Below are 14,738 nucleotides of genomic sequence, written 5' to 3'. Positions count from 1 at the left end.
TGACCAAACATCAAAAAAACCAATTACCAACCCCAGATTTGGAGGAGAACATCTATCTTCCAAGTCTATTTAGCAATCTCCCAATTCATGAAAAAATCATTCTTACTCCTTTACTTTCTTTTTCCGATTTTGGCTCTTGCTCAAAGCAAGACGGACACCATTCAGATTTTTAGTCAGTCCATGAAGAAAAATCTGAAGGCTGCAGTCACCACCCCTCCATCCTATCAGTCGGGTTCTGAAAAGTATCCCGTACTCTATCTATTGCATGGTGGCAGTGGGGCTTTTAGCGATTGGCACAATAAGGTCACTGAATCCGGTCTGGTAGGACGAATGGCAAGTGAATACAATTTAATCATTGTCACACCGGGTGTTGGGCCTGCCAGTTATTATTATGACAGTCCTATGATGGACTCCGTGCGGTATGAGACCTATATGATAGAAGAGCTTATTCCCTTTGTGGACAAGACTTACCGTACACTCGCCCAAAAAGAATCCCGTGCCATCACAGGCCTTTCGATGGGAGGTCATGGTGCGATTATGCTTTCAGCAAAGCATCCAGAATTGTTCATCGCTGCGGGCAGCATGAGTGGGGTCATGAATATCGACACCCGACTTTGGAAAGTCAACGATGAATTCCGTACGTTGAGGCTCAAAGGTCAGCAAGATATGCTGGGTAAGGATCTCAATTACGAAGGTCCCCAATTCAACGGATATACAGCTGTAGGATTGGTAAATCAGATGAAAAGCAATGGATTGGCTCTCATCCTCGACTGCGGTGTAGATGACTTTTTAATTGAAACCAATCGACAAATGCACCAACTCTTACTGGCTAACGGTACTCCACATGAATACATCGAGCGTCCTGGAGCACATACTTGGCCCTATTGGACCGAAGCCCTCCCTGTCCATTTGCTCTTTTTCGATAAATATCTCAAGCGAAATTAATTCTCGCCGGGATCCTGTCCCTAAGGGAATTTCACTTCGATTATTCAGCTAAATTTTGCTTTTTGCGGAAGCAACAGCATCACCCTATGTCCAAATTTGATCCAATAAGGCCTTTTTATGAAGCGGAAGCCAATCAGGCTATCCGAAATATTATTGATGATCCCATGCTCGAGGCGATGATGAACTTTGCCTTTCCGGATACAAATCCTTCCGAATGGAAAGCCTTGATGCTTCATACGCACTCACTTCGGGATTTTCAGATCAATTTCATCTATCCTGCCTTAATGAAAGTCTTGGAAAAAAGCTCTGACGGACTCAGCACAGGAGGATTTGAAGCTCTCGAACCCAATACAGCTTATCTTTTTATATCCAATCACCGAGACATCATCTTGGACACTTCGCTGCTCAACGCCTGCATCTATGAAAAAGGACTGGTGATGACTACCTCAGCCATAGGAGATAATTTGATCAAAAAGCCCTTTCTCCATACCCTGAGCAGGCTCAACAGGAATTTTGTAATCAAACGGGGTTTGTCCGGTCGGGCTCTTTTCGAAAGCTCACTTTTGGTGTCCCAATACATCCAAAAATCGCTGCTAAAGGAAAATCGCTCGGTTTGGACGGCTCAGCGTGAGGGGCGAACCAAAGATGGCAATGACATCACCCAAAAAGGTGTACTCAAGATGCTCACCCTAGCCGAGGAAGGAGACAATCCTTTTGGTTATTTTGAAAAAATCAAGGTGGTCCCAGTGTCCATTTCTTACGAGTATGATCCTACAGACATCCTCAAAATGCCAGAACTCCTAGCCAAGTCCAGAGACGAAAAATACATCAAGCAGGAAAATGAGGATTTTGTAAACTTATTGAGGGGCCTACTTGGAACCAAAAAGCGCATTCATATCCAGGTAAATGGGGTATTGGATGAAGAAATCAAAGAAATCGCAGCTTCAGAGGCTACCCAGTCGGAGAAGCTTTCCTTATTGGCCTCACACATAGACAAAAAAGTCTGGAAAGGCTACAAACTCTGGCCTAGCAATTACATCGCTCATGACCTGCTTTATGCCTCTGAGAAATATGCTGGCTTCTACACTTCGGAGGAAAAAGATGCATTTGAAAAGCGCTTGATCGGAAAAATCGACACCAGCAATCAAGCACTTTTGAAGAGCTTTTTATCCATGTATGCCTATCCAGTAGAAAACCACCTAAAGGCAGAAGAACTAGCCGATAAACTCGAAATCAGGGAGTAATTTGGAATTGTCTTGATCTGATCATCCGGATGGATCTGGGCTGAAAGAATTGGATTGGGTATTGAATTCTGACGGATACCAAAGCCCGCTTTAAGCGCTGATTTGAAATTCTTTTTGGTAAGATATTTTGATTGAAGTAGTGTCTATTTGGTTTTTTTTCAGATACTTTATCTTGAAAATCTTACCCACACATTGATGTAATCCGTATGGCCCTACTCTACTATTTTCAGCTTTTTCTTATCGGCTTTTATGTAAATGATCCGATTCCTGTAGGTAAAATCACCACCCCTTTGGGAGAAATCTGGATCAGTTTGGATGAGCGTACGCCAAACCATCGCCAAAGCTTTATCGAATTGGCTGAGGCTGGATACTGGGATTCATTAACTTTTAATAGAGTCATTCCAAACTTTGTAGCTCAAGGTGGATGTCCGGACACTCCGGAGGGTTTTACTGATCCGGAATACCTGCTGGAGCCCGAATTTCATCCGGAATTGACGCATGTGTATGGTGCAGTCGGAGCAGGAAGAGATGACAATCCCGGCAAACTTTCCGCAAGATGCCAATTTTACATCATCCAAAACTCCAATGGAGTTCATCGGCTGGATGGGGATTATACAGTTTTTGGTCATGTGATCAAAGGAATGGATATCGTGGATCAGATTGTCGCTGTCAAACGGAATGCAACAGATGAACCGGACACCCCTATCACTTTGGATATCAGCATTATATATCTTAGTCAAAAAGACTATTCCAACCTCATCACGAATTCTAAAAAATGAAACCTATCAGAATCCTTATCGTCGGCTGCGGCAATATGGGTGCCTCCCATGCTACGGCATATCATCACATGCCTGAGTTTGAAATCTGTGGATTAGTGGCCCGTGGAGAAAGCAAAATTCGGCTCAATGAAAGTCTAAAAGCCAATTATCCTCTTTTCGATGATTTTGATGTGGCATTAGCCAGTACTCATCCGGATGCAGTCTGCATTTCCACTTATCCTGACACTCATGAAAAATTTGCATTGAACGCACTCGAAGCAGGTTGTCATATTTTCATTGAAAAGCCCTTGGCAGATACTGTTTTAGGATGTGAAAAAATCATCGCAAAGGCTGAAGAAACCGGTAAAAAGGTGGTCGTGGGCTACATTCTCCGGCATCATCCTTCCTGGATTAGATTTATCGAAGAGGCTCAGAAAATGGGCAAACCTTTAGTAATGCGCATGAATCTCAACCAGCAAAGTCAAGGATTCATGTGGGATGTACACCGTAATCTCATGAAAACACTCAGTCCGATCGTGGATTGTGGGGTGCATTACATCGATGTCATGTGCCAGATGACACGATCGAAACCCGTCTGGGTCTCCGCCATCGGAGCCCGCCTGACTGATGACATCGCTACAGACAATTATAACTATGGACAGCTCCAGATCAGGTTTGAGGATGGATCTGTGGGCTGGTATGAAGCAGGCTGGGGGCCTATGGTCAGCGAGACAGCCTTCTTTGTGAAAGACGTTTTTGGCCCCAAAGGATCGGTATCCATCGTGGCCAAAGAGGCTGGAGCTACAGGCAAATCCGATCATGTGGACAGCCATACCAAAACCGAATCCATCCGTGTCCACCATGCCGATATTGATGAAAAAAACCTGTTTAAGCTGAAAGATACCTGGATAGACATGACTGATGAGCCAGACCATCAAGAATTATGTAACCGGGAACAGGCATATTTTCTCAAAGCTATTCAGGAAAACCTGGATCTGAAGGAACATTTGGCTGATGCAGCCAACAGTTTGAAAATTGCTTTCGCCTGCGATGAATCTGTAAAAACCGGTGAGGTTATAAGGCTTTAACTATTTCATGGAAAATCCTCAATTCTCTCCAAAAGAAGTACATTAGGTCATTCTTATTTCTCTTATTAAATGAACTCTGATTACCCAAAAGATCAAATTAAATGGATGAAATCTAAGTCAGGTGCCTTGGAGAAAACGAATAGCCTACTGGAGCGGGTAGAAGCTCTCGGAAAAATCGGGCATTGGGAGATCGATTTTACCTCCGGTCAAAGTTTTTGGTCTAAAAACCTCTATGTCATTCTGGGATTGGATCCTTCCAGCGCCATTCCCTCCATGGACCTATTGATCTCCTGTATCCATCCAGAGGATGTAGCGCGTACCGAATCTCAATATTTTGAGGCACTACAATCAGGCAATTCATTTAAAATCGAAAAACGACTCCGACACCCCAATGGAGATATAAAACATGTAGTTTCCGAAGGCCTTGTTGATTTGGATGAAAGTAATAATCCACTTAGATTATTAGGGGTAATAAAGGATATCACAGAAGAGAAACTGAAAGAGGAGGAATTGACAAAGACAAACCTCCAATTAGATAACATCTTAAAGACAACACAGGATCTCATTTTTATAGTTGACGAAGAAGGCTATTTCAAACAAACATCCAAGTCATGCTTCCAGATATTAGGTTACACTCCTGAAGAGCTGATTGGCAAGTCCTTCCGTGATCTGGTTCACCCGGAAGATTATGAATTCACGGTGGAAAGCCGGAAGCGAATCCTCCAAGGAAATCCCATTTCTGGCTTTCAAAATAGATACATCAAAAAGGATGGTGCAGTAATCAATCTAAACTGGTCAGCCACCCTGGACAAAGACACCAGAACAGTATTTGCTGTGGCCAGAGATGTTACCCAACTGCTTCAAACCAAAAAACGCCTTAGAGAAGATCGTCAAAAACTTGCCATCATTCTGGACTCCTCGCCGGAGACTATTTGGGCCTTGGACCGAGATTACAAGCTCCTCACGGCCAACAACAGGTTCATCAAGGCAATCAAAGAGATCGGTAACTGGGAAATCCAGCCTGGAGATAATTTGATTTTTGGCACCCCATTGCCTACAGAATTTATCCAGGATTTCAAGAATCACTACGACCGTGCATTCACTGGTGAATCATTTTCTGTCAAAAGAAAGGCAACCCACCTGAAATCTGAGGATTATTTACAGATTCACTTCAAACCTATCTATGACGAAGACCAAATAGTGGCCGTTGGCTGCTATTCGCTGAATATCACGAGACAAGTCGAGGATGAGCAGCGAACCCAAGAGCTCCTGGACCGACTCCATTTAGCTCAAAAAATTGGAAAACTTGGCTATTGGGAATTAAACATTCAGACGAACAAGATTTATTGGTCAGATGAAGTGTACGCCATTTGGGGAGTAGATCCCAATGCGTTTGATCCTAATTTTGATGAGTTTTTAAACACCTTCCATCCAGATGACAAAGAGGAATTTTTCAAACATCATACTCGTGCAATTAATGGAATAGCGCCTCTCGATGCAGTCCATCGAATAATTTTACCATCAGGAGAGATCAAATGGGTGTTTGAGAAAGGAGAATTGGAAACTGATCCCAAATCGGGCAGGATCAATTTCCGGGGAACGGTACAGGACATTACGGTCGAGAAAAACTATGAAAAACAGCTCATTGAGCGAAATCAGTTCATCGAAACTTTACTCCAACACCTACCGACCGGCTTAGCTGTAAATAATATTCAGACAGGCGAAGCCACTTACATCAACCCGGCTTTTGCAGAAATCTACGGATGGCCAGCCGATGATATCAGAGAGATATCCACCTTTCTGGAAAAAATTTACCCAGATCCTGAATTTCATGCATTTATCAGTTCTCAAATTTTATCAGATATCCAAAGCAGAGACCCTGAGCGAATGGTATGGAAGCACATTCCTATCGTGACACAAAACGGTGAAAAAAGAATCATTACTGCTAAAAACATCCCGCTTTTTGATCAAAACCTAATGATCTCCACTGTGATGGATGACACAGATGCCTACTGGGCAGATCATTCGCTCAGGGTAAGTAACGAACGTTTTCACTTGGCCGCTCAGACCGTTTCCGATGCGATTTGGGACTGGGATCTTACCCAAAACTCAATTTTCTGGGGCAAAGGCTACCAAAGGCTCTTTGGGTATCCTGCAGATATGGAAAATGTATCCCCCAGTCTCTGGAAAGAAAAAATCCATCCAGAGGATTTACCTGCCATCTGGACTTCTATCCAAAAAACCAGAAAGGATAAAACCCTGCAAAAGTGGTCTGGAGAATACCGCTTTCAGAAGTTTGATGGGACCTACACCTTTGTCAAGGAAAACATCATCATCATTCGTGACAATAAAGGTACACCTACCCGAATGGTAGGAAGCTTGAAAGATATCAGCTTGGAAAAAGAAAAAGAGCTGGAACTTCAAAAGAAGACAAGCTTAATTTCAGCTATTTCGCACATAACCCAGTCATTTTTTGAAACTGAGGAATGGGATAAACTACTCCCCTCCTCTCTTCAACTCATGGGCGAAACTGCCGGAGTGGATCGGGTCTATTTCTTCAAAAATTTCAATGATCCAGATACAGGTAAAGCGTACACCCAGCAAATCTTTGAGTGGACTAATGGGCAAGTAAGTTCTGAAATAGATAATCCGGACTATCAGGCAATTTCTCTTGAGGATTACCCCATTACATTGAATGAAATCCTCAGAGGCAGACCGTTTTTTATCAATACCAAAAACTCCGAAGGTACACTAAGGGAAATTTTGGAAGAGCAGAACATCAAATCCATCATTCTGATGCCCATTTTTGTCAATGATTTCTTCTATGGATTCATTGGATTTGATGACTGTACCTCCGACCGAACTTGGTCAGAAGATGAAATCAGCTTTTTGGCATCAGTCACGACCAATTTATCCCTTGCGATTGATCGAAAAGAGAATTTGGACAAGATTAGGGAAGCTTTAGATACCCGGGATTCTCTTGTGGAGAGTATTGGTGACTCATTCTATGCGATCGATACCAACTACCGGGTGACTTATTGGAATAACGTCGTAGAAAAATTAACCGGAATCAAGCGTGAGCTCATTCTGGGGAAGAATTTGTGGGATTTTGTAGAGATTGTCAATGAGCAGTTTCAGTCTGCTTACGAGATAGTTTTCAGAGAACAGAGGACTATGAATTTTGAGACCTACGATCCTTGGGTCAAAGCATGGCTTGAAGTGACTGTCTACCCAAGCACAGGTGGGTTATCTGTGATTATCCGTGATATCTCCCAGCGTAAATCATCCGAAAGGCAAATTCAGGAATTCAACGAACGGTTCAGATTAATCTCACTTGCCTCCCATGACGCCATTTGGGATTGGAATATCCTGACTGGAGAGCATTACTGGGGAGAAGGTTTTAATGTACTTTTTGGGGAGGACATCTCAGGCACTCATGACAACTATGATCGATGGAAAGACAATATCCATCCCGATGATCAAGATCGGATAATTAATCTCTACCTAGAGACCTTGGCAGATCCTCAAAAAACATTTTTTGAAGCTGAATATCGTTTCGTCAAAAAAGATGGAGAGGTCAAATACTTGTTGGACAAGGGAACCATTCTCCGGGATAAATCAGGAAAAGCGACCCGGGTAGTGGGTGCGATTCAGGATATTACCTCCCGAAAATCTTATGAGGAATCGCTAAAAACCCTAAACTCCCAACTCGCCCAAACAAACAATAAACTAGAAACTTCCAATAAAGAACTGGAGCAATTTGCCTATGTTGCCTCACACGATTTGCAGGAGCCTTTGCGGATGATTTCCAGCTTTCTGGGATTGATCCAGCGAAAATATTCAGAAGTGCTGGATGAAAAAGGTCACCAGTACATCCACTTCGCTGTAGATGGCGCACGCAGAATGAAAGAAATCATTCTGGATCTGCTGGAATTTTCCAGACTGGGAAATACTACAGGACTAAAGGTTCAGACGAAAACCCAGGACTTGATTCAAGAAGTTTTAATCTTGAATGGAAAATTGATAAAAGAAAAAAGGGCAATCATCCATGTAGGTTCCCTTCCTGACATCCTTTGTCATCCGAGTCAGATCATTCAGGTTTTTCAAAATCTAATCTCCAATGGGCTCAAGTACCAATCCACAGATAATGTCCCGGAAGTTTGGATAGAAGGTGAGCAATTGGGGTCTGAATGCAGGTTTTCGGTCAGGGATAATGGCATCGGTATAGATCCTGAATATCATGATCGGATTTTCATTATTTTCCAACGACTCCATCTCAAGGAACAGTTTTCCGGATCGGGGATCGGATTATCCCTTTGCAAGAAAATTATTGAATTCCATGGGGGAAAAATTTGGGTAGAATCTAGCCTAGGAGCAGGCAGTACTTTTTATTTCACATTGAAAAATAAATAAGGAAGGCCATGAAAAAAATCAAGGACTGGATAAAAAATCGGTTTTCGGCTAGTCCTCGAACGACCGGCTGGTTTGTGTTTTTCCTGAGTTTGGCTCTTACCATGTACCTGTCCTTTACAGAGTTTCAGCTAAGACTCTCACTCGAACGGGAAGAAGTTATTTTCAAACTCAATGAACTGGAGAATAGATTCTATGCTGCTCTGAATAATGGCGTATCCGCTTCTAAAACATTGGGATTTTTTGCGCAAAATGAAGAAAATATCATTCCTCAATTCGATAAAATCGGAAAGCAAATTCTGGATAGCAATCCCCTGATTGACCTTATTCAATACCTCGATAGCGGAACGATCGTCGCTGTCTATCCCCTTGCTGGAAATGAATCTGTAATCAACTTTGATGTACTTTCTGATCCAATCAACGGAGAAGGAGTACGGGAAGCAATTCGGAGAAGAGACGTATTCTTTTCGGGACCACTCAATCTCAGGCAAGGAGGAATCGGTATTGTAGGCCGATATCCGCTTTTTGAAAATGGGCAACTCAAAGGCTTCGCAGCTGTAAAGATCGATCCCGCAGAAATATTTGTGGAAAATGAACTCAAGGAAGGAGCCGAGCAGAAGTTCACAGTTAAACTTTCAAAGACACATCCAAATCCAGGTGAGATCGAAACCTACATACCAACGGACCAAAGTGTACAACCATCCGGTTTTTTGGCAAGCAGCCAGATAGACATGGGGGACTGGACACTTTCTGTTCAACTCAATAAAAGTACAGCGTTCCTTGAAGGTTTATTTGCCATCTCGCTCCGGATTATCTTATCCATTGCCTTAGGTCTAGTGGCTTGGAATATGGCCCGACAGCCAGCCCTTCTTCGGAAAAAAGTAGCCGAGCAATCCAAAGAGCTTCTCCAAATCAATGAGCGATTTGAACTTGCCACCAGAGCTACTTCGGATGTCATCTGGGACTGGAATATTGACAGGGATAAAATTTACCGCTCTGATCTATTTTTCCATTCACTGGGCTATAGTAAGCTCGAAGACATAAACTCAACGGAGTTTTTCAAAACCATCATCCATCCCCAAGACATTGAAGGGGTCACGCAAAATCTGGAAGAAACCCTACAAGGAAAGGAGCAGTTTTGGGAAAAAGAGTTTCGGATTCGTAAGGCTGATGGAAACTATACCTATATCAATGACAAGGGATATATCCTGAGAGATGAATCAGGCAAAGCCATTCGAATGATCGGAGCTACACAGGATATCAGCAAGCGCAAAAAAATAGAAATCGAACTGATGGAGGCCAATCAAAGCTTGGCCAATGCCAATGAAGAATTAAAAGCTTTTGCCTTTCTGGCTTCGCATGATATGCGCGAGCCACTCCGGATGATCAGTTCTTTTATGTCACTTCTGGACAAAAAATACAAACCTGAACTGGACGAAAAGGCCCATCAATACATCGATTTTGCTATAGATGGAGCAAAACGCCTGACCAACCTGATCAATGATCTTTTGGAATATTCCAAGGTAGGCTTCGATGTCGATAACATCGAAAAAATTGACACCAAAGCTTTGCTGCGGGAAGTTCTAGACCTGAAATCTGACCTGATAAGAGAGTCAAACGCCCAACTGATTTTGGGGGACCTGCCAGACATTATGGGTATCAAAACCCCCATTCAGATCCTTTTCCAAAATTTAATCGGCAATGCAATCAAGTACAGAAATAAGGATAAAGAACTGATCATCAAAGTATCAGGAAAGGTCCATGAAGATTTTTTAGAATTTTGTATCGAAGACAACGGAATAGGTATAGAAGCACAATACCTAGATCATATATTTGGCATATTGAAGAGGCTCCATCCCAAAGAAAAATATCCTGGAACTGGAATGGGCTTAGCTACCTGTCGCAAAATCGTAACCCAACATGGAGGCAAAATCTGGGCGGAATCCGAAATTGGCGTTGGAAGCAAATTTTTATTTAAATTGAAGAAATATGGATAATCAAGCTATAAAAATCCTACTTGTAGAGGATAACGAAGGCGATATCATTCTGACCACGGAAGCATTGTCGGAATGCAGGGTAAAGAATGAGGTGAAAGTACTGAGAAACGGAAGTGACGCATTGAATTTCTTGATGGATTGTACGGTCAAAAACAAACATGAAATGCCTCATTTGATCCTCTTGGATATCAATCTGCCTAAAAAGAATGGGCATGAAGTTCTGCAAAGCGCCAAAAACCATCCCGACCTCCGGCATATTCCCATCATCATTCTGACGACTTCAGCCTCAGAGATCGACATATTAAAAGCCTATCAGGCCCATGCAAATTCCTATATAATCAAACCTCTTGAGGTAGCTGATTTTATGACTATTACCAATAAAATCGAGCAATTTTGGTTCAGTATCGCCAAATTGCCCACTAACTGATTTTTATGCGGAAGGACCAAAAATCCTATCATATTTTAATAATTGAGGATAATCTGGGTGATTTTATCCTCATCGAAGAATACTTGAATGAATACATTTTTGATCCCCAACTCACCCGTGTAGATACCTTCCAATCTGCAAAAAATCTATTGAAAGATCAGGCTCATGATTTTGACCTGATTTTTCTGGATCTTTCCCTGCCTGACCTTTCTGGAGAAAAGTTAATCATAGGGGTATTGGATTTAGCTATCGGTACCCCAGTAGTAGCGCTTACGGGTTTTTCTGACTTGGATTTCAGTATCAAATCTCTCGGATTGGGTATTTCAGATTACCTGCTCAAAGACGAATTGACGCCAATTATTCTTTACAAAAGCGTCATATATGCCATTCAGCGAAGTAAGTACGTTGACCAAATCCAAAAGTCAGAAAAGCGATACAGCGATCTCTTTCAATTAAGTCCATTGCCCATGTGGCTTTATGATTTGGAAACATTTTGCTTTCTGAATATCAATCAGGCCGCAATTGCACATTATGGGTACAGCCAAGAGGAATTTTTGAAAATGAAAATTCATGACATCCGGCCTCCCGAGGACAGGTTACAGACCGAGGAATTTATCTCCAACGTCCGGAATGGCCTGATGCTCAATCCTAACAATATCTTTCGCCATAGAAAGAAAAACGGGGATCTGATCTTTGTGGAAGCTACCATCAGTCCTCTGATTTTTAATGAAAAAGAAACCATTCTGGTCTTGGTCAATGACATCACTGACCGCCTGAAATATGTGGATACCATCGAAAAGCAAAACCAAACCTTTCGGGAAATCGCTTGGATCCAATCCCATGTGATGCGGGCACCTTTAGCCCGACTGATTGGACTGGTCAATCTCATGGAAACTGATCTTCCAAATGCTACCCAAGATGGCTTAAATCTCATCGAGCATATCACCAGTTCAGCTGAAGAATTGGATCAAATCGTACGGGAAATCAGCAAAAAGCTTGAAAAAATCGTATCAACCCAAAAGCTTGAACCCTGAATTCCTTTGGTTGCTGGGATAAAATTCCATTCCAACACAATCCCCATAGTTCGTGAAGGGAATACATCACCAATCATCCAATTAACACACTCCAATTGTCGATTTTTTTGAAAAACCCATATCTTATCGCCAAATTCACAGGCTCTTCGAATTGATTCAGGTGGTATACCTCTTATCTTTTTTTCATTTTCCAATTGATTCAATTTGAGGGGGAATCTCAAAGTATTCACTCCTATCTATTAAAAACATGCAGTCGAAGAATATCCTAATCACCGGAGGCGCAAGCGGAATAGGCCTTGCAATGGTTAGAAAATTCGCTTCCGAGGGATGTCACGTCTTTTTTATTGACACCAATCATACCGAAGGAACCAAACTCCAGATCGAAGAGCATGAGAAAGGATTATCTGTGAAATTTCTGGAAGGGAGTATCGCCTCCTTCGATGAAGTGCAAAGGCTCATCCAGCATATTCCCGGCAAACTTGACGTCCTGATCAACAATGCAGGCATATCCCATATCGGTAAGGTTGAAAACACCTCTGAGGCTGACTTCGACAGACTATTTCAAGTCAATGTCAAAGGGATGTTTAACTGCATCAAGGCCGCTCTTCCCAAATTGAAAGAAAATGGTGGTGGCTCCATCCTAAACATGTGCTCAGTAGCGGCTACCATAGGGATCCCGGATCGATTTGCCTACAGCATGACAAAGGGAGCTACGCTATCCATGACACTGAGTGTGGCCCGGGATTATGTGGCAGATGGAATCCGCTGCAACTGTCTTTCACCGGGCAGGGTTCATACTCCGTTTGTAGACGGTTTTTTGGCAAAAAACTACCCCGGACAGGAAAAAGAAATGTTTGATAAACTCGCAGCCACCCAACCTATCGGTCGCATGGGAACTCCTGAGGAAATTGCCGAACTGGCCTATTTTATCAGTTCGGAAGCTGGAGGATTTATCACGGGATCCAATTTCAATATTGACGGGGGATTTATGGGGCTGAAAATGTGACGATTCCGGATTTCGCCATTCCGTTCGATATTCATCATTCGGAGTTCGACATTCGAAATTTGATATTCGAAATTAAAGACGCATCCAAAGCCCTTCTTATTAAAATTCATCATCCTATTATCCTAAATAACCAACATAATGAAACTCATAAGATTTGGAGACCCTGGGAGTGAAAAGCCAGGAATACAAAACAAATCAGGCCAAAATCTGGATTGTTCAGCATTCGGAGAAGACTGGAATGAGGCCTTTTTCACCAATAATGGACTGGCTCGATTGGAACAATGGCTCGCAGTGAATCAGTCAAATCTCACTGAAGTCCCTGCCAACGCCCGAATAGGATCTCCCATTGCCAGACCGTCCAAAATCATCTGCATTGGACTCAACTACCGCAAACATGCGGAGGAAGCCGGCATGGCTGTACCTGAAGTTCCTATCATTTTCATGAAAGCCACTTCTTCGCTTTGCGGTCCATTTGATCCGATTTACATCCCACGAAACTCCGTTCAAACTGACTGGGAAGTAGAGCTTGCAGTGGTGATAGGCAAGCGGGCAAAATACGTCAGCCCTGAAAATGCCAACGAGTTCATAGCGGGCTACTGCTTACACAATGATGTCAGTGAGCGTGACTTTCAGCTCCGGCATGGAGGCCAATGGGTCAAAGGTAAAAGTGCGGATCACTTTGCACCGCTAGGACCAATCCTGGCTACCAAAGATGAAATCCCTGATCCACACAATTTGAGACTTTGGTTAAAATTAAACGGCAAGATCCTCCAAGACAGCAATACCTCGGACTTGATTTTTGATATCCCTACGATCGTTTCCCACCTCAGTCAATACATGACCTTACTACCGGGGGATGTGATCTCTACGGGCACCCCAGCAGGAGTTGGTATGGGTCTAAAACCCACACCTCGCTATTTGGAGCACGGAGATACGATTGAATTGGGCATAGAAGGACTTGGCATTTCACGGCAGGTAGCCATGAAAGATCCCGAGGCATGAGACTGGACTGTCATCAGCATTTCTGGGAGTATGATCCCAAAAAACAGGACTGGATTAGTCCTGAGATGAACCGAATCCGTCGAAATTTCCGAGCTGCAGATCTTTATCCCCTGCTTCAGGATGCCAAAATGGATGGCTGTATCGCTGTACAGGCTGATGAAAGCCTTCGTGAAACCGATTTTCTCCTTGATTTGGCAGACCAGCACGAGTGGATACTTGGTGTAGTAGGCTGGGTAGATTTGAAAAGCGATAGCCTGGACGAAATACTCGATCAGTATTCCGAAAAGGCCAAACTGGTAGGGTTCCGTGAAGTGCTCCAGTCCAGAGATCCACAGTACATGCTGCAGGATACGTTTATTCGTGGAATTCACAAAATCGGGGAGCGGGGATATCCTTATGACATATTGATATTCCCCAATCACCTACAAGCTTCTTTGGACCTAGTAAAAAAGTGTCCAAATCAGCGGTTTGTCATCGATCATTTGGCAAAGCCATCTATCAAGGATGGAGAATGGAAAGACTGGAAAAAAGCCATAGCTCCATTAGCTGAGCGCGAATTGGTTTATTGCAAACTTTCCGGCATGATCACAGAGGCTGATTGGAATACTTGGACTCCAGCCCAGCTAGTACCCTATTTGGAAATTGCGCTCGACTTATTTGGACCAAGTCGATTGATGTATGGAAGTGATTGGCCTGTCTGTCTGCTGGCTGGAGAATATGAGCGATTTTGGGGAGTGATTGAAGAATTTACAGACTCACTTTCCGCCTCAGAAAAAGCCAGAATCATGGGAGAAACTGCGGCTGAGTTTTATAAGATTTGAATAGGA

General features: G+C 43.0%; 11 protein-coding genes. All 11 read left to right on the top strand.

Going from position 1 to position 14,738, the window contains the following annotated elements; all coding sequences use genetic code 11:
* Positions 1 to 87: 87 nt before the first annotated feature.
* The 11 genes from DK188_RS11685 (at position 88) to DK188_RS11635 (ending at position 14,732) form a co-directional block, all read left to right on the top strand.
* Positions 88 to 945: an alpha/beta hydrolase gene (locus DK188_RS11685; RefSeq protein ID WP_111671011.1), complete on the top strand. Its 858-nt coding sequence runs from the start codon at positions 88 to 90 to the stop codon at positions 943 to 945.
* An 86-nt stretch (positions 946 to 1,031) separates the two neighbouring features.
* Positions 1,032 to 2,189 carry a 1-acyl-sn-glycerol-3-phosphate acyltransferase gene (locus DK188_RS11680; protein ID WP_111671010.1) on the top strand — a complete coding sequence of 386 codons (1,158 nt, stop codon included), beginning with the start codon at positions 1,032 to 1,034 and terminating at the stop codon, positions 2,187 to 2,189.
* Between the two features lie 206 nt (positions 2,190 to 2,395).
* Positions 2,396 to 2,968, top strand: a complete 573-nt coding sequence (locus DK188_RS11675; protein WP_111671009.1) for a peptidylprolyl isomerase — start codon at positions 2,396 to 2,398, stop codon at positions 2,966 to 2,968.
* Positions 2,965 to 4,035: a Gfo/Idh/MocA family protein gene (locus tag DK188_RS11670; protein ID WP_111671008.1), complete on the top strand. Its 1,071-nt coding sequence runs from the start codon at positions 2,965 to 2,967 to the stop codon at positions 4,033 to 4,035. Before DK188_RS11675 ends, DK188_RS11670 begins: the two co-directional genes overlap by 4 nt.
* A 105-nt stretch (positions 4,036 to 4,140) precedes the next feature.
* Positions 4,141 to 8,448 carry a PAS domain-containing protein gene (locus tag DK188_RS11665; RefSeq protein WP_198673009.1) on the top strand — a complete coding sequence of 1,436 codons (4,308 nt, stop codon included), beginning with the start codon at positions 4,141 to 4,143 and terminating at the stop codon, positions 8,446 to 8,448.
* 8 nt (positions 8,449 to 8,456) lie between these two features.
* Complete coding sequence (locus DK188_RS11660; protein ID WP_111671006.1) at positions 8,457 to 10,442, top strand: ATP-binding protein; 1,986 nt, start codon at positions 8,457 to 8,459, stop codon at positions 10,440 to 10,442.
* Complete coding sequence (locus tag DK188_RS11655) at positions 10,435 to 10,869, top strand: response regulator (RefSeq protein ID WP_111671005.1); 435 nt, start codon at positions 10,435 to 10,437, stop codon at positions 10,867 to 10,869. Before DK188_RS11660 ends, DK188_RS11655 begins: the two co-directional genes overlap by 8 nt.
* A 5-nt stretch (positions 10,870 to 10,874) precedes the next feature.
* Positions 10,875 to 11,903 (top strand): PAS domain S-box protein, encoded by a 1,029-nt coding sequence (locus DK188_RS11650; RefSeq protein WP_111671004.1) that lies wholly within the window; start codon positions 10,875 to 10,877, stop codon positions 11,901 to 11,903.
* A 247-nt stretch (positions 11,904 to 12,150) separates the two neighbouring features.
* The gene (locus DK188_RS11645; RefSeq protein ID WP_111671003.1) at positions 12,151 to 12,909 is read left to right on the top strand and encodes an SDR family NAD(P)-dependent oxidoreductase; all 759 of its coding nucleotides are present in this window, start codon (positions 12,151 to 12,153) and stop codon (positions 12,907 to 12,909) included.
* Between the two features lie 138 nt (positions 12,910 to 13,047).
* Positions 13,048 to 13,911, top strand: coding sequence for a fumarylacetoacetate hydrolase family protein (locus tag DK188_RS11640; protein WP_111671002.1), 864 nt, complete (start codon positions 13,048 to 13,050; stop codon positions 13,909 to 13,911).
* Positions 13,908 to 14,732, top strand: a complete 825-nt coding sequence (locus DK188_RS11635; RefSeq protein WP_111671001.1) for an amidohydrolase family protein — start codon at positions 13,908 to 13,910, stop codon at positions 14,730 to 14,732. Before DK188_RS11640 ends, DK188_RS11635 begins: the two co-directional genes overlap by 4 nt.
* Positions 14,733 to 14,738: the final 6 nt, after the last annotated feature.

The sequence above is a fragment of the Algoriphagus litoralis genome, from assembly GCF_003259255.1.
GTDB classification, from domain to species: domain Bacteria; phylum Bacteroidota; class Bacteroidia; order Cytophagales; family Cyclobacteriaceae; genus Algoriphagus; species Algoriphagus litoralis.
This window is presented reverse-complemented; position numbering and strand designations above follow the sequence as displayed.